General features: G+C 70.1%; 11 protein-coding genes. 7 read left to right on the plus strand and 4 right to left on the minus strand.

What is annotated here, in order from left to right; translation table 11 throughout:
* Positions 1–12: 12 nt before the first annotated feature.
* Complete coding sequence (locus tag AB5J50_RS37660) at positions 13–1,542, minus strand: helix-turn-helix domain-containing protein (protein WP_369263092.1); 1,530 nt, start codon at positions 1,540–1,542, stop codon at positions 13–15.
* Positions 1,543–1,631: 89 nt separating this feature from the next.
* A complete protein-coding gene (locus AB5J50_RS37665) occupies positions 1,632–6,107 on the minus strand; it encodes a hypothetical protein (protein WP_369263094.1) in 4,476 nt (1,491 codons plus the stop codon).
* Between the two features lie 588 nt (positions 6,108–6,695).
* Here AB5J50_RS37665 and acnA point away from each other — a divergent pair.
* The 3 genes from acnA (at position 6,696) to AB5J50_RS37680 (ending at position 11,939) form a co-directional block, all read left to right on the plus strand.
* Complete coding sequence (acnA, locus tag AB5J50_RS37670) at positions 6,696–9,410, plus strand: aconitate hydratase AcnA (protein ID WP_369263096.1); 2,715 nt, start codon at positions 6,696–6,698, stop codon at positions 9,408–9,410.
* Between the two features lie 196 nt (positions 9,411–9,606).
* Positions 9,607–10,332, plus strand: coding sequence for a response regulator transcription factor (locus AB5J50_RS37675; RefSeq protein WP_327432471.1), 726 nt, complete (start codon positions 9,607–9,609; stop codon positions 10,330–10,332).
* The gene (locus AB5J50_RS37680; protein ID WP_369263098.1) at positions 10,329–11,939 is read left to right on the plus strand and encodes an ATP-binding protein; all 1,611 of its coding nucleotides are present in this window, start codon (positions 10,329–10,331) and stop codon (positions 11,937–11,939) included. Before AB5J50_RS37675 ends, AB5J50_RS37680 begins: the two co-directional genes overlap by 4 nt.
* 205 nt (positions 11,940–12,144) lie before the next feature.
* Here the strand turns inward: AB5J50_RS37680 and AB5J50_RS37685 are convergent, their stop codons facing one another.
* Entirely contained in the window at positions 12,145–12,528 is a 384-nt protein-coding gene (locus AB5J50_RS37685; protein WP_327432473.1) for a hypothetical protein, read from the minus strand.
* Between the two features lie 222 nt (positions 12,529–12,750).
* Here AB5J50_RS37685 and AB5J50_RS37690 point away from each other — a divergent pair, with 222 nt between their 5' ends.
* From AB5J50_RS37690 to AB5J50_RS37705, 4 genes are all read left to right on the plus strand, one after another.
* Entirely contained in the window at positions 12,751–14,079 is a 1,329-nt protein-coding gene (locus AB5J50_RS37690; protein WP_369263100.1) for a DUF3500 domain-containing protein, read from the plus strand.
* A gap of 245 nt (positions 14,080–14,324) precedes the next feature.
* Positions 14,325–15,422: a lytic polysaccharide monooxygenase gene (locus tag AB5J50_RS37695; protein ID WP_369263102.1), complete on the plus strand. Its 1,098-nt coding sequence runs from the start codon at positions 14,325–14,327 to the stop codon at positions 15,420–15,422.
* 341 nt (positions 15,423–15,763) lie between these two features.
* Entirely contained in the window at positions 15,764–19,036 is a 3,273-nt protein-coding gene (locus tag AB5J50_RS37700) for a GH92 family glycosyl hydrolase (protein ID WP_369263104.1), read from the plus strand.
* Positions 19,037–19,147: 111 nt separating this feature from the next.
* Positions 19,148–20,506 carry a hypothetical protein gene (locus tag AB5J50_RS37705; RefSeq protein WP_369263105.1) on the plus strand — a complete coding sequence of 453 codons (1,359 nt, stop codon included), beginning with the start codon at positions 19,148–19,150 and terminating at the stop codon, positions 20,504–20,506.
* 45 nt (positions 20,507–20,551) lie between these two features.
* Here the strand turns inward: AB5J50_RS37705 and AB5J50_RS37710 are convergent, their stop codons facing one another.
* The gene (locus AB5J50_RS37710) at positions 20,552–24,376 is read right to left on the minus strand and encodes a GH92 family glycosyl hydrolase (RefSeq protein WP_369263106.1); all 3,825 of its coding nucleotides are present in this window, start codon (positions 24,374–24,376) and stop codon (positions 20,552–20,554) included.
* Positions 24,377–24,576 lie beyond the last annotated feature (200 nt).

Consider the following 24,576-nt stretch of genomic DNA (forward strand, 5'->3'; position numbering starts at 1 on the left):
GGGGGCCGCCGGTCAGATGTCCCGGAAGATCTCGATCTGCGCGCCGATGGAGTTGAGCCGCTCGGCGAGGTCCTCGTAGCCCCGGTTGATGACGTACACGTTCCGCAGCACGGACGTGCCGTCGGCCGCCATCATGGCCAGCAGGACGACCACGGCGGGCCGCAGCGCGGGCGGGCACATCATCTCGGCGGCGCGCCAGCGGGTCGGGCCCTCCACCAGCACGCGGTGCGGGTCGAGGAGCTGGAGCCGGCCGCCGAGGCGGTTGAGGTCCGTGAGATAGATCGCGCGGTTGTCGTAGACCCAGTCGTGGATCAGCGTCTTGCCCTGCGCGGAGGCCGCGATGGCCGCGAAGAACGGGACGTTGTCGATGTTCAGGCCCGGGAACGGCATCGGGTGGATCTTGTCGATCGGCGCCTCCAGCTTGGAGGGGCGGACGGTCAGGTCCACCAGGCGCGTACGGCCGTTGTCGGCGAAGTACTCCGGAGTGCGGTCGTGGTCGAGGCCCATCTCCTCCAGGACCGCGAGCTCGATCTCCAGGAACTCGATCGGCACCCGGCGCACCGTCAGCTCCGACTCGGTGACCACGGCGGCGGCGAGCAGGCTCATCGCCTCGACCGGGTCCTCGGACGGCGAGTAGTCCACGTCCACGTCGATGTTCGGCACGCCGTGCACGGTGAGCGTGGTCGTGCCGATGCCGTCCACCCGTACGCCCAGGGCCTCCAGGAAGAAGCACAGGTCCTGGACCATGTAGTTGGAGGAGGCGTTGCGGATGACGGTCACGCCGTCGTGGCGGGCGGCGGCGAGCAGCGCGTTCTCGGTCACGGTGTCGCCGCGCTCGGTCAGCACGATCGGGCGGCCGGGGGCGACCGAGCGGTCCACCTGGGCGTGGTACAGGCCCTCGGTGGCGGCGATGTCGAGCCCGAACCGGCGCAGCGCGATCATGTGCGGCTCGATCGTCCTGGTCCCCAGGTCGCAACCGCCCGCGTACGGCAGCTTGAAGTGGTCCATACGGTGCAGCAGCGGGCCGAGGAACATGATGATGGACCGCGTACGACGCGCGGCCTCGGCGTCGATCGCCTCCATCTCCAGCTCGCCCGGCGGCACGATCTCCAGGTCGACCCCGTCGTTGATCCACCGGGTGCGGACGCCGATCGAACCGAGCACCTCCAGCAGGCGGTACACCTCTTCGATGCGGGCCACGCGGCGCAGTACCGTGCGCCCCTTGTTGAGGAGCGTTGCGCACAGCAGCGCCACGCACGCGTTCTTGCTGGTCTTGACGTCGATCGAGCCGGACAGACGACGCCTGCCCACGACACGCAGATGCATCGGACCCGCATAGCCCAGGGAGACGATTTCGCTGTCCAGGGCTTCGCCGATTCGGGCGATCATCTCAAGGCTGATGTTTTGGTTGCCGCGCTCGATGCGATTGACAGCGCTCTGGCTGGTGCCGAGCGCCTCGGCGAGCTGCGACTGTGTCCAGCCCCGGTGCTGCCGGGCGTCACGGATGAGCTTGCCGATGCGTACGAGGTAGTCGTCTGCCATGGCGTGACCGTATATCGGATGTGAGATAAAGAAAAATGGAGTGCATCCTTCCGTGTGATCGCGCTCAGGGCGTGGCCATCACGGGCCGGTCACAGGGGAGTTCGGGCGCTGTGCTCCAGTAGTGCGGCGACGGTGGTGGTGCAGCCGGGCCGCAGCCAGTTGATGTCACCGCCGGTGAGTGCCGCGAAGAGACGCTTCCATGACGGTTCATCGGTATTGAGAAGTTTTGTCGCAAGTTTCGCCACTTCGTCGGTGGCCTCCCTCACAAAGGTGCGCACGGCGGCGGGGAGTTCGCGGCGTACGGCGCCTTCGGCCAGGTAGTGGAGTACACCTGCCGCCCCCGAGGCGTGATGGACCAGGTCCGCGCCGGTGATCAGGCCGTGCTCGCCCAGGAAGTCGAACATCGCGCTCCGCGTGGCGCGGCTGCCCGCACGGTAGCGGTGCGCCACGGCGGCGCGAGCGCAGTCGGGGCCGCGGCCGATGGCGGCGCGGTCGCGCAGCCGCTCCCAGGTCATGCTCGCCGCCGTGACCGCGTCGGGTGCGTCCGGCAGATCGCCGAGCGCACTCCACACGGCGGACGAGAAGGGCTCCTGTTCGTGCGCTTTGAGCAGTACATCCCAATCGCGTATGTACGGCAGTTCGAGGACGCGGTCCTGCTCGCCGTACTCCACGCATGCCCGCAGCCGCGTCACCAGCCGCTCCGGCCCCAGCTCGCGGTCGAGCCGGTCGGCGATCACGGCGTCCGGGGCGGCCGACTCCAGCGCCTTGACGGCGAACTTCGCCGCGGCGGGCTTGAGCAGCCCCCGCTCGGCCAGCGACCGCAGCTGGTCCCGGCCGCCGTACCGCAGTGAGGCACGTGCGGCGAGCAGATGGTCGAGCAGCGGGCGCCGCTTCCCCCAGGAGGCGAGCGCGTGTTCGACGATCTCGGGGTCGGCGGCTTCGAGCTGAACGCGCTGCCGGTGCTCCGAACCCGTCACGAGGTACGACGACTTCAGGAGCGTCTCGCGCAGCTCCGGCGCGAGCGGCACGAGGTCGCCCGGGCCCTCGGCGACGCGACCGCGCGGCCGGCGGGAAAGGATGATCCGGCGGACCGCGACGGAGGACGGGCCGTTGAACGCGTTCCCGTACAGGGCCGCATTGACGCCGGGGTCGTCCAGACCGAGGAGCCGCAGTTGCAGCTCCCCGTCGCGGTACAACTCGCGCCACGACCGGGTGAGGGCGAGCAGCGCGGCCCGGTCGTCCGAGACGAAGAGATACGTCACGAGGTCGTCCGGCAGGAAAGCGCTCGCGCACGCGTGCTCGGTCAGCGCGACCGTCGCGTCGGGACCGAGCGACGGCATCACGGCCGTCAGGGCGGCGACGTCCGCGTGCAGCAGGAGCCGACCGCCCAGCGGGGTGAAACAGGTGGCATCCCTCCCGGCGTTGCCCTCGGAGAGCACCTCGCCGAAGGTCCGGTCGGCCCATCCGTTGTTCATCGCCGAGAGGGCGCGCAGCCAGCGCCCGGTGTCGGTGCCGAGCCGCTCGGCGACCAGGGCCCGGGCGGCCCGCAGCTGCGGCCCCTCCGCATGGTGCGTACGCCACTGCTTGGGCACGGGATTCATCTCGCGTGCGGGCGTGCGGGCGACCATCTCGCTCGGGGCGACGAATCCGTGCCGGTAGTCGTCCAGGGCGGAGAGCGGGATGCCGCGGCGCTCCTTGGGAACCAGCGGCTCACCGGTGTTGGCGGAGTTGTGGGCGGCGCAGGCCTCGATCAGCCAGTCGGGGCGTTCGACGCCGGGGACGCTGTAGGGCTCGGCGCCCGCCAGGGTGCGCAGGACCCGGGCGCCGGTGGGCAGGGGCGAGCCCGGCACGAGCGTGCGCAGCAGATGCACCGCGGCCGGTGTGGACAGGGGCTCCAGCTCCTTGCGCAGGGCGCGCTCTTCCTCCTGCGTGAGCTGGGGAGCAGTCGCCGCTGGCTTCAGCTCAGCTGTCACACGCGCGAGTTCACCGGCATCGCGGCGGGCCAGCTCCGTCGCGTCGGGCCGGGGCCCCGCCACCTGCGCGGCCACCTGGATCAGTTCGGCGAGCGTCCCGGCGTACGTGCCCGCCAGGCCGAGCGCGACGACCCAGCCCTCCGGATGGCCCGCCAGGTGTTCCCGTACGAGTTCCGCGGTGTACCGGCGCGCCCGCCCGGCCACGGCGTCGTCGAAGTGCCGCAGGCTCCCCAGCACCTCGTGGGCGGGGTGGGCGGTGTCGACCAGCCGCTCGGGATCCACGAAACCGCCTTCGACCGCGCGGGTGAACCACTGCCACCCCGGGTACGGCGTGGAGCGCAGCAGCTCGATCGGATCGGCGCCGTGGTCCTTCGAGTCGAGCCACTGGGTGAGGTTCACCACGGTGAGCGCCTCCCGGACCGCCTCGTCGACGTCCTCGTGGCGCAGCAGCTCGGCGAGCGGCTCCGGCTGGAAGGGCACTTTGCGGTGCGCGGCCGCCAGACGGGTGAAGTCGTACGCGTACGGCTCGTGGACGAGCGTGTACACCAGACGCCGGGTGGCGTTGCGTCCGCGCGACTCCGTGAGGATGCCGCACAGGGTGTCCGGGTCGTCGAAGGGGTGGAGGTCCTCCCTGAACCGGCCCAAGTCGTTTGTGGCGGCGGCCCGTTCCAGCACGGGATGGGCGGTGACGGCATCCTCAGGGAACAGGCCGAGCAGTCGGCGCACCCCCTCCTCCCCAGCGCGCTCCCAGACCCGTACGACGGCGTAGTGCCGCCCGTCCTCGCTCAGGAACCGCCAGGCGTGGTGGACGAGTTCGGGGTCCCCACTGGTGACGAGCGGCGTTCGCTGGTGCTTGTAGGTCTCGCCGAGCAGCTCGGCGCGCAGCCCCGCGTCGAGCGGGACGGGCTCGGTGCGGCCCGGAGTGCGCGGGACGCCCGAGGCGATCGCGCGGCACAGCGACAGAGTGACCTTCTGATTGCGGAACACGGCGGCGTTGACGGCCGGTTCGTCCAGCTCGGTGAGCCGGCGCAGTTCGCGCACGCCGAGCGCGACATTGCCGCCGATGGCGGCCGCCACGCGCGGATCGCCCGCGGCGAGCGCGGTGTCGAGGGCGTGCGGCGGCAGCGAGCCCTTGCCGAGCAGCGCCGTCAGCAGCTCGTCGGGCAGCCGGGGCAGCAGGCCGCTCAGATCGCCCGGCTCGGCGGCGTACAGCAGAAAGCGGTACGGCTTCGTCAGCGCCGGCGGCTTGGCCGAACCCGCGGGCGCCTCGCCGTCGGCGATGGCCGCGAGCAGGGCGGCGAGCGTGCCCTTGTACCGGGACAGGGTGGTCCGCAGCGCGGCCCAGCGCTTCGGGTCGGCGCCGAGGAGCCGGTGCAGCGACTCGCGCAGGGGCCCGGACGGGCCGAGCTCGGCGAGGGCGGTGGCGGCGGTGCGGGCGGGGGTGACGGTGTCGAGGATGAGGGCGGAGAGGGAGGAGAGGGAGGAGAGGGAGGAGAGGGAGGAGAGGCCGTCGTCCGAAGGGGCGGCGATGTCGGCCTCGTCCGAGCGGCCGACGGGGCCGGTTTGGCCGGCGCGGGCGTCGGTACCGGTGCCGGTGGCGTACGGGCCGGCGGAGCGATCGGCTCCGTCGGCGCTCAACGCCGTGCAGATCCGCACCAGTTCGGGATGGCCCGGAGTCCCGGCGGCGGCCCGCACCAGCGCCGCACAGGGCCGGGCGACCCCGGCCACGACCGACGGGTGGGTGCGGTACAGCTCCGCGAGCACCGGCTCGGGGCATTCGGGCTGCTGGGCGAGGAACCGTACGGCGGCCTCGGGCAGCGGATCCGCGAGGTGTGCCGAGACGAGCGCGTCCCACTCGAAGGTCCGGCGCCAATACGGCTCGGCCTCGCCCGCGCGCAGGCCCGCGACCAGACCCTCGGCGCCCTCGGCCGCGGCGGCGGCGGCCCGCAGCGCGGCGCCGTCGGTGCCGAGCGCGGCGCGTGCCTGTTCGGCGACCGCCGGACGCAGCGGCGCGTCCGCGCCACCGAGCAGGGCCCGCAGCCGCTCCGGGTGGTCCAACAGGCCCAGCACACCCCGGAGTTGCTCGGCACTGGTCATCGCCCGACCACAGACACGCAACGCGTGCTCGACCACCTCGGGCGCGTCGCTCACCACCCCGGCGGCCACGAAGTGCGGGATGCCGGGCAACTCCCGCTGGGTGGAGAGGATCCGCTCACGGAGCGGCGCGAGAGCGGCCGGATCCGCGTGGCGCCTCGGCGTGAGGACGAGCCGGCGCATCCACGGCAGCGCCCAGCGATGCTCGTACACCTGCCGGTCGGTGACCGGATCCGGGCGTTCGAGCAGCGCGGCCAGATCGTCCGAGGTCACCCCCTCGGCCCTGATCAGCGCGCGCCGCACCAGCGGATCCGGATCCCGGGCCGCGTTCGCCCGTGCCTCGGCGGACAGCGGGACCCAGGTCAGATAACGCGGCTCCGCCTCCCCGAGCCGCCGCCGCATCCGCCCGGCCTCGCCCGGTTCGCCCCCGGCGAGGAGCAGGGCGAGCAGATGGGCGCCCCGGTAGTCGTAGCCGCTCGTCGTCGAGTCCGCCGCCACGGATCGTCCCCCTGCGCACGTCGTCCGCGTACGCCACGCGCGTACGCCGTCTGTGTTCGTCACCGCTGCCGTGCCCACTTCATCACACGGGCCTGTGACGCCCGGAGGCCGCCGCCCCCGCCGCCCCTGCCCGTCCCATCGGTTGTGCGTCGGGTGCGGGTGGGTGGGGGCTGGTCGCGCAGTTCCCCGCGCCCCTGAAAGACAAAAGCATCCGGGGTGCGCCGGGGGCGACGGGGCGCAGCCCCGAGCCGTCAGGGGCGCGGGGCTGTGACATTTGCGGATCCGCCGCGGGGCGCGACCAGCCCCCACCCATCCGCAGCCAAGGAACTCACCCCGCCGCCCCCGACCCGGCGCGCCCCGAAACTCATCGAGGACACGGGACATCCGGAGGAGGCCGGGCATGACCAGCCCGCCCCCATGTACTAGAGTTATCTCGACATCGAGATATCTGCCGAGGCGCACCGCAGCCGCACGCAACATCGGTCTGGCAGTAAGGGTTACCTAACTTAGCCTTACCTTAGCGGATCGGCCAAGACGTCGTGGCGGCAGGATGCGGTGGGAACGCGCACATCAATGAAGGAGACTGTCGTGTCGGCGAACAGCTTCGACGCCCGCAGCACGCTGCAGGTGGGCGACGAGTCGTACGAGATCTTCCGGCTGGACAAGGTGGAAGGCTCGGCTCGCCTTCCGTACAGCCTGAAGGTGCTGCTGGAGAACCTGCTCCGCACCGAGGACGGCGCGAACATCACCGCCGACCACATCCGGGCCCTCGGCGGCTGGGACTCGCAGGCCCAGCCCAGCCAGGAGATCCAGTTCACGCCGGCCCGCGTGATCATGCAGGACTTCACCGGCGTGCCCTGTGTCGTCGACCTCGCCACCATGCGTGAGGCCGTCAAGGAGCTCGGCGGCGACCCGGCGAAGATCAACCCGCTGGCCCCGGCCGAGCTGGTCATCGACCACTCCGTCATCGCCGACAAGTTCGGCACCAACGACGCGTTCGCACAGAACGTCGAGCTGGAGTACGGCCGCAACAAGGAGCGCTACCAGTTCCTGCGCTGGGGCCAGACCGCCTTCGACGAGTTCAAGGTCGTCCCCCCGGGCACCGGCATCGTCCACCAGGTGAACATCGAGCACCTCGCCCGTACCGTCATGGTCCGGGGCGGGCAGGCCTACCCCGACACCCTCGTCGGTACGGACTCGCACACCACGATGGTCAACGGTCTGGGTGTCCTGGGCTGGGGCGTCGGCGGTATCGAGGCCGAGGCCGCGATGCTCGGCCAGCCGGTCTCGATGCTCATCCCGCGCGTCGTCGGCTTCAAGCTCACCGGTGAGCTCACGCCCGGCACCACCGCCACGGACCTCGTGCTCACGATCACCGAGATGCTGCGCAAGCACGGCGTCGTCGGCAAGTTCGTCGAGTTCTACGGAGAGGGCGTGGCCGCCACCTCCCTCGCGAACCGCGCCACCATCGGCAACATGTCGCCGGAGTTCGGTTCCACCGCCGCGATCTTCCCGATCGACGGCGAGACCCTGAACTACCTGAAGCTGACCGGCCGTTCGGCGCAGCAGGTCGCGCTCGTCGAGGCGTACGCCAAGGAGCAGGGCCTCTGGCTCGACCCGGCCGCCGAGCCCGACTTCTCCGAGAAGCTGGAGCTCGACCTCTCCACGGTCGTCCCGTCGATCGCCGGCCCGAAGCGCCCGCAGGACCGCATCGTCCTCGCGAACGCCGCGCAGCAGTTCGCGCAGGACGTCCGCAACTACGTCGACGAGGACGACGAGGCCGGCAAGGAGTCCTTCCCGGCCTCCGACTCCCCGGCCACCGCCAACGGCGTACCGACCCGTCCGACCACGGTCACCGCCCCCGACGGCTCGACCTACGAGATCGACCACGGTGCGGTGACGGTCGCGGCCATCACCTCCTGCACCAACACCTCGAACCCGTACGTCATGGTCGCCGCCGCGCTCGTCGCGAAGAAGGCCGTGGAGAAGGGCCTGACCCGCAAGCCGTGGGTCAAGACCACCCTCGCCCCGGGCTCCAAGGTCGTCACCGACTACTTCGACAAGGCGGGGCTCACCCCCTACCTCGACAAGGTCGGCTTCAACCTCGTCGGCTACGGCTGCACCACCTGCATCGGCAACTCCGGCCCGCTGCCGGAAGAGGTCTCCAAGGCGGTCAACGAGCACGACCTGGCCGTGACCTCGGTGCTCTCCGGCAACCGCAACTTCGAGGGCCGGATCAACCCCGACGTCAAGATGAACTACCTGGCCTCCCCGCCGCTGGTCGTCGCCTACGCCCTCGCGGGCTCCATGAAGGTGGACATCACCCGCGACGCCCTCGGCACCGACCAGGACGGCAAGCCGGTCTTCCTGGCCGACATCTGGCCCTCCGAGGCCGAGGTCAACGAGGTCGTGGCGAACGCCATCGGCGAGGACATGTTCAACAAGTCCTACCAGGACGTCTTCGCGGGCGACGCCCAGTGGCAGGCGCTGCCGATCCCGACCGGCAACACCTTCGAGTGGGACGCGCAGTCGACGTACGTCCGCAAGCCCCCGTACTTCGAGGGCATGACGATGGAGACCACCCCGGTCTCGGACATCGCCGGCGCCCGCGTCCTCGCCAAGCTGGGCGACTCGGTCACCACCGACCACATCTCCCCGGCCGGTGCGATCAAGGCCGACACCCCGGCGGGCAAGTACCTCACCGAGCACGGCATCGAGCGGCGTGACTTCAACTCCTACGGCTCGCGCCGAGGCAACCACGAGGTCATGATCCGCGGCACCTTCGCCAACATCCGCCTGCGCAACCAGGTGGCGCCGGGCACGGAGGGCGGCTTCACCCGCGACTTCACGCAGGCCGACGCGCCGGTGTCGTTCATCTACGACGCCTCGCGCAACTACATCGAGCAGGGCATCCCGCTGGTCATCCTGGCCGGCAAGGAGTACGGCTCGGGTTCGTCCCGCGACTGGGCGGCCAAGGGCACCGCGCTGCTCGGCGTCAAGGCCGTCATCGCCGAGTCCTACGAGCGCATCCACCGCTCCAACCTCATCGGCATGGGCGTCGTCCCGCTGCAGTACCCGGCGGGCCAGTCCGCCGAGTCCCTCGGCCTGACCGGCGAGGAGGCCTTCTCCATCGCCGGCATCACCGAGCTGAACGACGGCACCACCCCCGCCACGGTCAAGGTCACCACCGACACCGGTGTGGAGTTCGACGCGGTCGTCCGCATCGACACCCCCGGTGAGGCGGACTACTACCGCAACGGCGGCATCCTGCAGTACGTGCTGCGCAACCTGATCCGCAACTAAGCGGTACGGCAGGGCAGTTACCAGCAGTTGAGGGCCGCACCCCCGGTGAACGGGGGTGCGGCCCTTCGCCGTTCGTCCGCGTCCTTTGCCCGCCTCGTTCCCCCGCCTCGTTCCCCCGCCTCGTTCCCCCCGAGATCATCGGCAGGGCTCAGGTGGAACACAGGGTTCCCTCAGCGGACCGGGACACGATTGCTACATGTCTGGCACTTCTGGGGTCCATGGCGGCCGCGTCCGCGTGCTGATCGTCGACGACGAGCCGGGGCTCACCGAGCTGCTGTCCGTCGCCGTGACCGAGGCGGGCTGGCGGCCCTATCCGGCGGCCGACGGGCAGAGCGCGCTGCGCGTGGCGCGCGGCTGTGCCCCGCACGCCGTCGTGCTCGACGGGATGCTGCCCGACCTGGACGGACTCCAGGTGCTGCGGCGGCTGCGGTACGAGAATCCCAGGCTGCCCGTGCTCATGCTCACCGCGCGCGACGCGCTGGAACACCGCATCGACGGGCTCGCCGCGGGCGCGGACGACTATGTGACGAAGCCGTTCTCCCTGGAGGAGGTCGTGCTGCGGCTGCGCGGGCTGCTGCGCCGCTCCGGTGCCGAGGAGACGCAGCCCGACGGGTCCGCGCTGGTGCTCGGCGATCTCATGCTGACCGAGGAGACCCGCGAGGTGCACCGCGACGGCAGGCCCGTCCGGCTCACGGCCAAGGAGTTCGAGCTGCTCAGCCTGTTGCTGAGCCATCCGCGCCAGGTGCTGAGCAAGGCCCAGATCCTCGACCATGTGTGGAGCAGCTCCTTCGACGGCGGCGGGAACCTGGTCGAGGTGTACATCTCCAGCCTGCGTCGGAAGATCGACAAGGGGCGGGCGCCGATGATCCACACGGTGCGCGGCGTCGGTTACGCCATCAGGCCGCCGGAGGACGGGAGATGAGCCCCCGGTTCCGCGGTCGCTCACTGACCGCCCGGCAGCCGCGGACGCCGCCCCCGGCGCGCTCGCGCGGGCAGTCCTGGTGGGCGCGTCTGCGGGGGAGGTCCCTGCGGACGCGGCTGCTCGTCTTCATCTGCGCCGCGCTGGTGGTGGTGTGCACGGCCATGGCGCTCACCACCATCTTCGCGCAGCGCGCGTATCTGCTCGGCAACCTCGACCAGCGGGTCAGCGACGCCGCTTCGCGCAGCCAGGGCGGGGTCCGCATCGGGCCGAGCGGTGACACGGACCTCGGGTTCCTCAACGAGCAGGGGCAGCCCATCGGCACCGTCGCCGCCAGGCTCGGCGACAACGGGCAGGTCCTCGCCGCCAAGGTGGTGAGCCGCGCCGGCGGGCTGAAGATTCTCACCGCCGCCCAGCGCGCGGCGCTCTCCGGCATCGAGGCCGACGGTTCGCTGCACACCAGGACCGTCCCCGGCCTCGGCACCTACCGGGTCACCGCCCTCGACGGCGGCGGTGAGCAGGCCGTCATGACGGGGCTTCCGATGGACGACGTACAGGACATGATCCGCGGCCTGGTCGTGGTGGAGGCCGTGGTGGCGGCCGCCGGGCTCACCGTGGCCGGCTGTGTCTGCGCCGTCGTCATCCGGCGGCAGCTGCGCCCGCTCGGGCGGGTCGCCGCCACGGCCGTCGAGGTGTCCCGCTCCCCGCTGGGGCACGGCGAGGTCACCGCCCTCATCCGGGTACCCGAACGCGACACCGACCCGGGCAGCGAGGCCGGCCAGGTGGGCGCCGCGCTCAACCGCATGATCGACCATGTCGAGACCTCGCTGGCCGAACGCCAGCGCAGCGAGGAGGAGATGCGCCGCAGCGAGGAACGCATGCGCCGCTTCCTCGCCGACGCCAGCCATGAACTCCGTACGCCGCTCGCCTCCATCGCCGGATACGCGGAACTGATGAACCGGGGCACCCAGAAGATCGAGCCGACGATGGCCTGGCGGCGGGTCTCCGCCGAATCGGCGCGGATGACGGGCCTGGTGGAGGATCTGCTGCTGCTCGCCCGGCTCGACGAGGGACGGCCGTTGCAGTCGGCCGAGGTGGACCTCGCGGCGCTGGTCGCGGAGGCGGTGTGGGACGCGCGGGCCGCGGGCGACAGCCACAACTGGCAGCTGGCGCTGCTCCTGGACTCGCCGGCGCTGGTCGTGGGCGACGAGGCCAGGCTCCATCAGGTGGTGGCCAACCTGTTGGCCAACGCCCGTGTGCACACGCCTGTTGGCACGACGGTCGTGGCCTCGGTGGAGGCGACGGACACGCACTGCACGATCCGGGTGCGCGACGACGGCCCCGGCATCCCGCCCTCGCTCCTGCCCAGGGTCTTCGAACGCTTCACCCGCGCCGACGCGTCCCGCTCCCGCATGTCCGCCGAGAACGGCGGCTCGGGCCTCGGCCTCGCCATCGTCGCGGCCATCACCACCGCCCACGGCGGCACCATACGGGTGGAAAGCGCCCCAGGCCGTACGGAGTTCACCATCGAGCTGCCGTCGGCCGAGGTCCTCACACCGGCGGCCGGAGCTGGAGGGAAATCCGCCGTCTCCCCTCGGGTACGAACGTGAACGTGTCGCGGAACGGCCCGTCCCCGAAGCGCACGGCCGGCAGCCGGGCCTCCTGATACCGCGGCCACTCGCCGTCCGGGGCTCCTGACCACGGCCACTCGCCGTCCAGGGCTCCCCGAACGCGTCGCTCACATCCGCCCGCCCGCGGCCCTCGCCGGCAGCGGATCCAGCAGCAGGCGCGGCCGCGACCCGCCTCCGTACATGCTCAGATCCACCCCATCGCCTGCCCCACCACGAACGGCACGGGGATCAGCAGTGCCATGCCGAGCCAGGACCCCACCGGGCCGCCCTCCTGGTGGGGCATCAGGATGTCCACCACCAGCACCATTCCGAGGACGAATCCAAGGCCCAGCACGGCGCCGGTGATCATGCCGAGCGCGCTGTGGGATGTGCCCCCGTGGCAGCCGACGCTGCCGCCGCAGTGCACCGACGGGTACGTGGTCAGCAGCCGGCGCAGGCACAGCCCCGGGACGATCGCGACCAGCCCGATCAGGAGATTCGCCAGCGCGGGCGCCCACAGGCCGCGACCGGCCCCCGGGCCGCGGCCGGCACCGCTCTCGTCGTCACCACCCGTTTCAGACCTCCGCACCGGCCCGCCCTTTCCTCTTGCCCGTATTCATGTCGTTTTCACAGGTAGAGGGAGCGAGCGCGCACGAGGTTCCGGAGAACCCCAGTTGGAGCGGCATCCCCCAGGAAATACAACGGCCGTTTGTCATGCTCGGCTTCAGCTTCGGCTCAGGTTCGCCCAGAAGAGTCAGCGTCGCGCGGCCGTCCGTCATGGACGTGCCCATGACGAAGGGAGCCTGTGACGATGACGGAGCTCGACACCGGAGAGCCGACGGAGCCGCAGTCGGAGCCGGGCAGACGCGCCCACGCGAGCCGCCGCAACTTCATGCGGAAGGTCTTCTTCGCCAGCGGCGCCACGGCCGTTGCGACGATGGGCGGTGCCGGTGCCTGGGCCGCGATGGCCGACGGCACCACCACTACGGCGGACGCCTCCGCCACGCCGAGCGGCGCGCCCAGTGGCGCCCCCGGCGGTGGTACCGGTGGCCCCGGCAACCAGTCGATCACCGAGGAGTTCTTCGGTCTGACGACCGACGGCAAGCGGATCGACGACCTTTACACCATCCACTCCACCGGCGTCGCGACCGCACCCGTGATCGCCGCCGCGAACGCCTTCCTGGCGGGGCTCACCGACACCCAGAAGACCACGACGCAGTTCACCGTCCACTCCACCGAGTGGCGGCTGTGGAGCAACGTCGACTCCTACGAGCGCCAGGGCGTCACCCTCGCTGACATGACGGACGATCAGAAGGCGCTGGGTACCGCCCTGTTGAAGTCGGCCCTCAGCGCCGACGGCCTGGAGACCAGCGAGAAGATCCGCAAGATCAACCAGGCGGCCGGCGAGGCGATCAACAACACCAACTCCTTCAACGAGGACGCCTACTACTGGACGCTGATGGGCACCCCGTCGGCCACCGAGCCCTGGGGCTTCCAGTTCGACGGCCACCACCAGGTCATCAACTACTTCGTGCTCGGCGACCAGGTCGTCATGAGCCCGTGCTTCTGGGGCTCCGAGCCGACCTCGATGGAGATCGACGGCGAGACCGTGACGGTGTGTCACGAAGAGGTCGTCGCCAGCCTCGCGTTCATCAACTCCCTCACGGACGCGCAGCGGAAGGTCGTCATCGAGTCCACGACCAAGTCGAACGAGTCGATGAAGGCGGGCGCCTTCTCCGACAACGCTGTCCAGGAGTACACGGGGCTGCGCGCCCGTGTCCTGAACGCCGCCCAGAAGAAGAAGCTGCTCGGCATCGTCGAGGCCTTCGTCGGCCGCGCCAAGGCCGACGTCGCGAGGGTGCGGATGGCCGAAGTCCGTAAGCACATCGACGACACGTACGTGACCTGGGCGGGCGGCTTCGCCGACGACTCCGCCTTCTACGTCCGGGTGCACAGCCCCGTGGTCTGGGTCGAGGTCGACTGCCAGGCCCCCGGTCCGCTGGCGGGAGCGTACGGCGCCTCGCAGGGCAGCGGCGCGACCCAGAAGCACGTGCACTCCGTCATCCGCACGCCCAACGGCAACGACTACGGAAGGGAGCTTCTTCGACAGCACTATCTGACGTCACCTCACCATCAGTGACCTGACCCCGGTTTTCAGTCATCGCGAGGGCCGCACCCACCACTGAGGGGTGCGGCCTTTGTGTGCGAGCTGTGCCATCCGGCTCTGGTGCGCGAGGCGTGCGGCGGGCGTTTACAGAGGTTCGAGTGCGCGCTACTTTCCGAGTGAGGTGGGAGCGCTCCCATCCATGCGGACCGGAACCCGCCCTCGGGGTCGCTCCCGCCTCACCCAGGACGAACACGACACCCGCGAAGGGGTTATTTGTCATGCCCCCAACAAAAACAACGACCTCGGCAGTCTCGGTGACCTCCCGATTACCGCTCCCCACCCGCCGCAGATCCCAACTCCTCGTCCTGCTCGCGCTGTTGGCCGTGCTCCCGGCCCTCACCCTCATCGTCGCCACCGGCGGCCGGGCCGAGGCCCACGGCACTCCCATGAAGCCCGGCAGCCGCACCTTCCTGTGCTGGCAGGACGGGCTGACCGACACCGGTGAGATCAAACCCGTGAACCCGGCCTGCAAGGCGGCGCAGCAGGTGAGCGGCACGACGCCGTTCTACAACTGGTTCTCGGTGCTGCGCTCAGACGGCGCCGGCCGCACCCGCGGCTTCGTCCCGGACGGCGAGCTGTGCAGCGGCGGCAATCCCAACTTCACCGGGTTCAACCTGCCGCGGAACGACTGGCCGCTCACCCACCTCACCTCGGGCGCGACCGTCGACTTCTCGTACAACGCCTGGGCCGCGCACCCGGGCTGGTTCTACGTCTACATCACCAAGGACGGCTTCGACCCGACCAGGACGCTCACCTGGAACGACATGGAGGACCAGCCGTTCCTCACGGTCGACCACCCGCCGCTCAACGGCACCCCGGGCACGGTCGAGGCCAACTACTCCTGGAGCGGCAAGCTTCCCGCGAACAAGTCGGGCCGCCACATCATCTACATGGTCTGGCAGCGCTCGGACAGTGCGGAGACCTTCTACTCCTGCTCCGACGTCGTCTTCGACGGCGGCAACGGCGAAGTGACGGGCATTCACGATCCGGGCAACCCGACCGAGCCCCCGCCCGGCGTGTGTTCCGCGACCCGTCGTACGACCAACAGCTGGCCCGGCGGCTATCAGTCCGAGGTGACCGTCACCAACACCGGTGACGTGCCGATGCTCGGCTGGATGGTCGACTGGACGCTGCCGGGCGGGCAGTCGGTCGCCAGTCTGTGGAACGGCAACGCGACTTACGACGGACAGGACGTGATGGTGCACAACGCCGACTGGAACGGGGCGTTGGATCCGGGCAAGAGTACGACGTTCGGGTACGTGGTCCAGGGCGCCGGTGACGATCCGTCAACGAGCCTTCCCTGCCAGGTGGGTTGACCGCGCAAGGCTCAGGGCGGACCGGGTGGGTGTTCGTACTCACCCGGTCCGCGAGCCCGGGCGGGGTCGGGGGAGGCCCGGCCCGGGATGGTGCGGCTTGTGGTGACCACGGTGTGCGACAACGTTGTCGAATGGTCTGTACATGACTCTACCGCCTCAACGGACAACGATGTCAAGCCAGTTGACCTTCGACGGGGCGCGCGCTGCGCCAATGGGGTGTGCGCCGGGCGCGTCTCCCGAGCCGCAGGCGGTCTTCCGTGGTACCCGTGGCGCACGTTACTGTCCCTGCGGCTTGTGCGACCTGTGGTGCGCGACCCGTCCGAAGGAGGAGGGGCCGCGTCATGCGTTTCCGTCCGTCATCCGTCCTGCTGGCCGTCGCCCTGGCGGCCGGAGGGATCACGCCAGCCGTAGCTGCCACCGCACCACCGGACCTCGTCCGGGACCCCACCACGTACGTCGATCCGCTCATCGGCACCAAGAACGGCGGCAATGTCTTCCCCGGCGCCGTCATGCCCTTCGGCATGCTCTCCTGGAGCCCCGAGAACACCCGCGGCGACGCCACCCGCACGGCCGCGCCCGGCGGCTACCAGTACGACGCCACCCGTATCCGGGGCTTCAGCCTCACCCATATGTCCGGCACGGGCTGTGCCGGCGGCAGCGGCGACATCCCCTTCTTCCCGTACGCCGGTGAGGTCACCTCCTCCCCGGCGAGCGACACCAAAGACGCGGTGTACGCGTCCGACTTCGCGCACGCCGACGAGACCGCCGAGCCCGGCCACTACAGGGTCGGGCTGGCCTCGGGTGTGACCGCCGACCTGACGGTGACCGCGCGCACGGGCTCGGGCCGCTTCGCCTACCCCGCCGACAAGCCCGCCTCGCTGCTGATCCGCACCGCCAACTCCGAAGTCGGGTCCACGGATTCGTCCGTCACCATCGACCCGGCGACGCGCACGGTCTCCGGCTCCGTCACCTCCGGGAACTTCTGCGGCTACCTCGACCCGGAGGGCCGACGCGCCTACTACACCCTCTACTTCACCGCCCGCTTCGACCGCGGCTTCAAGGCGACCGGCACCTGGCAGGACGACAGGCTGAGCCCGGGCAGCACGGAGACCACCGGCGGCACCGGCGGATTCGGACAGGGCGGCCGGCCCGTCGCGGGCAAGGGCGCCGGCGGCTATGTGGAGTTCGAGCCCGGCGCCGGCCCGGTGAACGTCAAGGTCGGCATCTCGTACGTCAGCCGGGCGGGCGCCGAGGCCAACCTCGCGGCCGAGAACCCGCCCTCCCGGTCCTTCGCCTCGGTCCAGGACGCCGCCCACCGCGCCTGGCGCGACCGGCTCGGCGCGATCAGGGTCGGCGGTGGCAGCGACACCGACCGCACCACCTTCTACACCGCGCTCTACCACGCCCTCCTGCACCCGAACGTCATCAGCGACGCCGACCGCAGATACCGGGGCCCCGACGACAAGGTCCATGTCGTCACCCGCGGCCACCAGGCGCAGTACGGCACCTTCTCCGGCTGGGACGTCTACCGTTCCCAGGTCCAGCTGCTCACCCTCCTCAACCCGGACACCGGCTCGGACATCGCGCAGTCCCTGCTCGAACTCGCCCGGCAGAACGGGGGAGTCTGGGACCGCTGGCTGCACGGCGCGAGCGGCACGCACGTCATGAACGGCGATCCGTCGGCGCCCGCCCTTGCCGGGATCCGGGCCTTCGGCGGCACGGACTTCGATCTGCGGGGCGCCCTCGACTCACTGGTGAAGGCGGCGACGGTGCCGACGGACCAGGACCTCTCCTCGGCAGGGAAGCCGGTCCTGTCGGTAGGGCAACGGCCTTCCTTGGACAAGTACTTGGACCAGCACTACATGCCGTCCGTCTCCAACGCCTGGGGTGGCGCCGCCGAGACCCTGGAGATGTCGGGCGCGGACTTCGCGCTCTCCCAACTGGCCCGTGCGGCAGGGGAGAAGGAGACGGCCGCGACCTTCGCCAAGCGCTCCCAGTGGTGGCAGAACAACTTCAACATCGCCGCCGACCCGAGCGGCGGCTACATCGCGGGCCGCAAGGCGGACGGCAGCTGGGTCACCGGCTTCACCCCGGCCACCGGCAACGGATTCGTCGAGGGCACGGCAGCCCAGTACACCTGGATGGTGCAGCACAACCCGGCCGGGCTCTTCGCGGCCATGGGCGGCCGGGAGAAGGCCGCCCGGCGGCTCGACACCTTCTTCCACAACGCCGACGGCAGCTGGGCCTTCACCGGCAGCGGCGGCGACAAGTCCGAGCTCGACAATGAGCCGTCGGTCAACGTGCCCTACCTGTACGCGTACGCGGGTGCGCCCTACAAGGCGCAGGAGACGGTCCGCGCGGCGATGGGCAAGCTCTGGTCGACGCAGCCCGGCGGAATCCCCGGCAACGACGACCTCGGAGAGATGTCGTCCTGGTACGTCTTCTCCGCGCTCGGCATGTATCCCCAGGTGCCCTCCCGCCCCGAACTCATCCTCTCCTCACCGCTGTTCAGCAGCGTGGAGATCGAGCGTCCGGGCGGCAACGACATCGAGATCCGGGCGGCGGGCGCGGCCGCCGACTCCCCGTACATCCGCTCCCTGAAGGTCAACGGCCGTACCAGTGACCGGCCTTGGCTCCCGGCCTCCTTCGTCCGGGACGGCGGCACGCTCGACTACACACTGAGCGACACCCCCGACCAGCAGTGGGGCAGCTCCGAGGCCGCCGCCCCGCCCTCCTTCCGCGAGGGCGAGCAGCCGCACCAGATCGGCGTGGGCCCGACCACGGCCACCCTCGCGCCCGGCGGCAGCACGAAGCTCGACATCCGCGCCCTCGCCCTGAGCGGCGGCGCGGGCCCCGAGGTCCGCTTCCACGTGGACGTGCCGGAGGGTGTGACGGCAACTCCCGCCGAGGGCACGGTGACCGACGGCACCCAGCAGATCACCCTGTCGGCCGGTGAGGATGCCCAGCAGGGCTTCTACGACGTCAAGGTCACGGTCACCTCGGCCGACGCGTCGTACGAGCAGCCGGTGGCCCTCACCGTCGCGGCCCCCGGCTCCCTCCTCGCGGCGTACAACAACACCGGCGTCTCGGACGACTCCGGTGACCACGACGAGGCCGACTTCGACGGCGGAGGCTGGAGCTACTCGCGTCAGGCGCTCGCCGACGCGGGTCTGACCGCAGGCAAGCAGGGCACGGTGTCCGGCGGCCTCGCCTTCACCTGGCCCGACTCGCCGTCGGGCCGCCCCGACAACGCCTCGGCGACCTCCCAGACCATCGAACTGTCCACAGCAGCCTCGCAGTTGAGCTTCATCGGCAGCGCTGTGAACGGCAACCAGGAGACCAAGGCGACCGTCACCTACACCGACGGCACCACGGACACCGTCGGCCTCTCCTTCACCGACTGGACCGTCGGCGGCGGGGGCGGCACCGTCCAGTTCGGCAACGAGATCGTCGCCAAGGCCGCGTACCGCAACGTCGCGGGCGCCGACAAGGACCCCGTTTCGACGTACGTCTTCGCGACCAAGCCGTTCACGGCTCCGACGGGCAAGAACATCAGGAGTGTGAAGCTGCCGGACAATGCGGACCTGCACGTCTTCACTCTCGCCGTGAACTGAACTCCCCCTGGAATCAGGACAGTCCGCCTCCGCCGGTGCTCCAGCCGGCGGAGGCGGTAGGGTGTGCGATTCCGACGATCTCGGACGGTCATTTCTGGCGGCGGAGGAGTCATGCGCGAGCGACCGGCAGTGCTGCGGCCCCTGGGCATCTGTCTGGCACTGGTGATGCTGCTGGGCGGGCTCGCGGGGTGCGGTGGCACCGGGGAGAAGAAGTCCTGGATGTCGGTGCCGGACCTGTTCTATCTGCGGCCGCAGGGCGACCACTCCGGCCCGAGCAACAAGGTGCCCTTCCACGTCCAGGCCGAGGACGTGAAGGCGAGGAGTTCGTACGGAACGCAGGACCATGAGCTGACGGTGGACGTCACCGGATCCGAGGGCGCGGTACGGCTCGAGATCGCGGACATCCGCAAGAAGAACCCCAGGTGCGCGGGGGACGCCGCCCGCGTCGTCTGCCACGTGAGCGGCGCCTACAACAGTTGGTCGGACCTGGACCGGGTCTATCCGGTCGCCGCTCCGGGCAGCGAACCCGGCGACAGCGGCCTGGTCCGCTTCAGCTTCAGCACGCAGAAGGGGAAGGCGCTCAACGCCCGTACCCGGGTCGTCGTCGGCGAACCCGTGGTGAAGGTGGGCACGACCAAGGTGTTCAAGGACGTCGAGCCCGGCTCCGTCCTCCGCACGCCGGTCGTGATCCGTAACACCGGTGAGGTGCCCGTGCGGGGCGTCGGCCTGAAGCTCGCCGTCCAGTCGGGCGTGCGTTTCGAGCACCGGTACGGCAACTGCCGCTACCCGGAACTCCAGAAGGGCTCCGTCGCGGTGTGCGAGTTCCCCGGGCTGCGCATCCCGCCCGGCCAGGCGGTCGCCCTGCAACCGGACCTGGCGCTGAACGTCTCCACGACGCAGATGTACGCCTCGTTCCATCAGGAGGCATGGGCCCTGGACATGGGGCCCGCCAAGTACAGCGTGGTGCCGAAGGGCGGTGACCACGGCGACGGCCCGCGGCTGACGGCCGCCACCGCGAAGGGGGCCGGCCTGAAGGGGACGTTCGCCGGCGGGGACGTGTGGAGCGAGGTGCAGGTGGACACCCACGCCGACTTCGAGGTCTTCGCCGTCGAGGTGAGCGGCGCGCGCGACACCGAGCACACCGTGCACCTGAAGGTCCGCAACAACGGGCCCGCCAACCCCGGAGGCGCGAAACTGCTGTTCACCCCGCCGCCGAGCGCCACCGTGGTGAAGCAGCCCATGGAAGCGATCGACGAGGACGTGTACGAGCCCTACTGCGACCTGGACCAGGGCACGTACTCGTGCGTCGTGCAGGGCGGCCTGGAAGCCGGGAAGACGCGCGCCTTCGACTTCACGCTCCGGCTCGGCGGCCCCGGCGAGGGCAGCGTGCGGGTGACGGACATCGCCGAGATCAGCCGCCGCGACCTCGACCCCGCCAACGACACGGCACCGGTTACCGTCCTGCCGTAACCGGTGCCGCGCGTACGGTGCTTCGGTGCTTCACAAGGGCCTGCGTCAGGCCAGCAGTTCCACCTCTGCCAGCGTCGCCTCACCGTCGAGGACCAGGCGGTAGTGCGCGTACGAGCCCGGGTCCGCGACCGTGAAGGCGCGGGTCTGCCTGTCCCAGGTGAAGGACTCGCCGGAGCGCTGGTCGACGTCGGTCCACCTGGTGCCGTCCGACGAACCCTGGAGGGTCCATCCCGTGGGGGCCCTGGTGTGGTCCGACGACGTCAGGGTGTACTGAACTCCCTTGGTGGAAGCGGAGACCGGCAGGTCCACCGAGGTGACCGCCGTGTCCGTCGCCGACGTGTTGTCGAAGAGCGCGCCCTCGCCCTTGAGAGCGTCCGTGCGCGGCGCGGGCACCTGGTCGTCCTGGGTGATCGACACGGGCGCCGCGTTCGTGCCGGAGCCCCACGAGGACGGCTTGGCACCCATGTCGAACTCCAGTACTCCGCCATGGGAGATGAGCGAGTGGGGCAGTGAAGTCGAGGCCCATTTCTTGCCGTTGACCTTCACGCCCTGCACGTACACGTTCTTCGCGCTGTTCTTCGGGGCCTTGACCACCAGGTCCTTGCCGTTCTCCAGATGGACCGTCGCCTTGGTGAACAGCGGTGAGCCGATGGCGTAGTCGCCGCTGCCCATCACCAGCGGATAGAAGCCGAGCGAGGAGAAGAGGTACCAGGCCGACTGCTCGCCGTTGTCCTCGTCGCCGTGATAGCCCTGGCCGATCTCGCTGCCGGTGTAGAGGCGGGAGAGGACCTCGCGGACGTTCTTCTGGGTCTTCCACGGCTGTCCCGCCGCGTCGTACATGTAAGTGACGTGGTGGGCCACCTGGTTGGAGTGCCCGTACATGCCCATCCGTACGTCACGGGCCTCGGTCATCTCATGGATGACCCCGCCGTACGAGCCCACGAAGTCGGGCGAGGCCGTCTCGGGTGTGGCGAAGTACGCGTCCAGCTTCTGCGCCAGCCCGCTCCGGCCGCCGTACAGGTTGGCCAGACCCCGGCTGTCCTGCGGCGCCGTGAACGCGTAGCCCCAGCCGTTCGTCTCCGTGTAGTCGTAGCCCCAGACACGCGGGTCGTACGCCGACGACTCGACCCGCCAGCCGCCCTTCTCGTCGCGGCCCTGGAAGAAGCCGGCCTTCGAGTCGAAGAGGTTCACATAGTCCTGGGCGCGGTTGAGGAGGTACTTCGCCTCTTCCTCGTAGTGCTTCTCGCCGGTCTTCTTGTAGAGGGCCTGGCCCATCTTCGCGATGCCGTAGTCGTTGAGGTAGCCCTCCAGCGCCCACGACAGGCCCTCGTGGGTGTCGGTGCTCGTGTAGCCGAGGAACGGCGAGGTCGACATGCCCTTGCGGCCCACGCCCGACGTCGGCGGGACGACCGTCGCGTTCTTCAGGGCCGCGTCGTACGCCGACTCCGCGTCGAAGCCGACACCCTTCACATACGCGTCCGCGAACGCCACGTCCGACGACGTACCGGTCATCAGGTCCGCGTACCCGGGGGAGGACCAGCGCGAGGTCCAGCCGCCGTCCTTGTACTGCTGCACGAACCCGTCGACCATCTCACCGGCCTGACCGGGCGTCAGCAGGGAGTACGCCGGCCAGGTCGTCCGATAGGTGTCCCAGAAGCCGTTGTTGATGTACACCTTGCCGTCGACGATCTTCGCGCCGGTGTGGGTGGGGGTGTCCGGACCCGGCATCGGTGAGAACGGCGACGCGTACTGGTCCTTCGAACCCACCCTTTCGAAGCCGGAGTTGGGGTACAGATACAGCCGGTACATGCTGGAGTACAGCGTCGTCAGCTGGTCCGGTGTCGCGCCCTCGACCTCGACCTTGCCGAGCAGCTTGTCCCACTGCTGCTGCGCCCGCGCCTTGACCGCCCCGAAGGACGTGCCGTCGGGGATCTCCTGGCGGAGGTTGTCCTTGGCCTGGTCGACGCTGATGAGGGAGGTGGCGAGGCGCAGGGTGACGGTGTGGTCCGCGGCAGCCTTGAACCGCAGATACCCCTTCACCCCACTGGAGTCGCCGTCGGTGACGGGCGCGTCGAAGACCCCGTACACGAACAGCCGCGTCGCCCCCGTGGACAGCCCGGACTTCACGTCCGAGTACCCGGTGACGATCCCGTTCTCCTTGTCGAGGGTCAGACCGGCCTGCTCGGTAACGTTGTCAAAGAGCACGCTCGCGTCCTCACCCGGATAGGTGAAGCGCAGCGCCGCCGCGTGATCCGTCGGCGCCATCTCGGCCTTGAGCCCGTTCTCGAAGGTCACCCCGTAGTAGTAGGGGCGCGCGGTCTCGTTCTCGTGCCGGAAGGCGAGCGCGCGGGCGGTGCGGCCGGTGTCCGGGGTGCCGGAGGCGGCCGACGGCATCACCTGGAACGTCTGCCGGTCGCCCATCCAGGGGCTGGGCTCATGGCTGGCGCTGAACGCCTGGATGGTCGGGAGGTTGTCCGCGTTGTTCGCGCGGGCGTAGTCGTAGAGCCAGCTCAGCGAGCCCGCGTTGGTCACCGGCGTCCAGAAGTTGAAGCCGTGCGGGACGGCCGTCGCCGGGAAGTCGTTGCCGCGCGAGAAGCCACCGCTGGAGTTGGTGCCGCGGGTTGTCAGCGCGTAGTCCGACAGATGCGCCTTGGGCTTCTCCGGAGCGACCGTCTTCAGCGACACGTCGTCCAGCCAGCCGCGGAACTTCGCGGGCCCCTTCGGCGAGTCGTACGCCAGCACGATCCGGTCGACCGTCCGGCCGGCCGCGACCGAACCGATCCGCGAGACCACGTTGTTCCACTGGTTGACGTACAGCGCCTTGGCCGCGCCCTGCCCCTGCGGCGTCAGCGCGAAGCCGTGCTGGTCGGTCGGGTTCAGGCCGCTCAGCGAGGTGCCGTCCGTGAAGACCAGGTCCACGGACACGTTCGTGGCGTCGTAGTCCCGGTTGCCGTCCGCCATGGAGGGGAAGATCCGGTACGACAGTTCGGTGTCGCGCCCCACGGCCACGTTCACGTCGAAGACCTTGTTGTACGAGTACGCCCTGCCGTCCGCCTTGTGCGTACCGGCGTAGCGCAGGGCCCGCTTGCCCGTGAAGCCGGCGCCCGCCTTCGCGGTGGGCGAGCCGCTCGGGCCGCGGTCCACCAGCGAGAGCATGTCCTTGGGCGTCGGGTCGTCGCTCGGGCCCGTCGAGAACTGGACATCGGCGAGCTGGAGGATGTCGCCGCCGTTGTTCTTGGTGACGTCGAGCCGGAAGTGCTGGTACTCGACGGGGCTCGCGATGTCGTACGACTTCGTCTGGAACCGCTCGCCGAAGGACTCGCCGGAGCGGGTGTCGAGGGTCTTCCAGTCCTTGCCGTCCGTGGAGCCCTGGAGGGTCCAGTCCTTCGGGTCGCGCTCGTCGTGGTCGTTGGCCGAGGTAAGCGCGTACGTGACCGCCTTGACCGGGGCGTCCAGGTCGAACTCCGCCCATCCGGTGGGCTCGAAGGTCAGCCACTTGGTGCTCGGCTCGCCGTCGGCGAGGTTCTCCTTCACCTCGCCCGCGCCGGTGTTCTCGCCGCTGGCCCGGACGTCCGTGACGTGGTCGGTGACATTGCCGGGGATGCCGGTGCTGTAGCCGCCGTCGACGCCGGAGGCCCGCTTTGTTCCATCGGCTGATGTATCGACGGTATTCAGCCAGTCCGGTGCGGGATCGCCGGATTCGAAAGAGGAGGCGAACTCGCGGTCGGCGGCCGCCGCTTGGGCGGGAAGGGCGATCGCCGCGCCCTGCGAGGCCGCCAGGAGAGAAAGCGCTATCACCCCCAGCGCCGTTGGGGAAAACCATCTCTGGCGGGTTGAAGAACTCCGTCTGTGCCGGGTTCCGTGCAGCATGCGCGAGTACCCTCCCTGCGCCTGGACAACGTTGTCAACTTTGCTGCGCAAGGATCAGTAGGGGGTCAAGTTGTCAGTGATGTCAAGGGCGTTGGGTGTGGCATCCGGGGTGAATGCGAAGCGACGAACTACGCATTGCGTTCAATGCGGGAGGTTGGCACCCTGTCGATCTTCGCTGGGGTGGTGCACAGGTGCCCCAT

Source organism: Streptomyces sp. R35 (genome assembly GCF_041053035.1).
Taxonomy (GTDB): Bacteria; Actinomycetota; Actinomycetes; order Streptomycetales; family Streptomycetaceae; genus Streptomyces; species Streptomyces lutosisoli.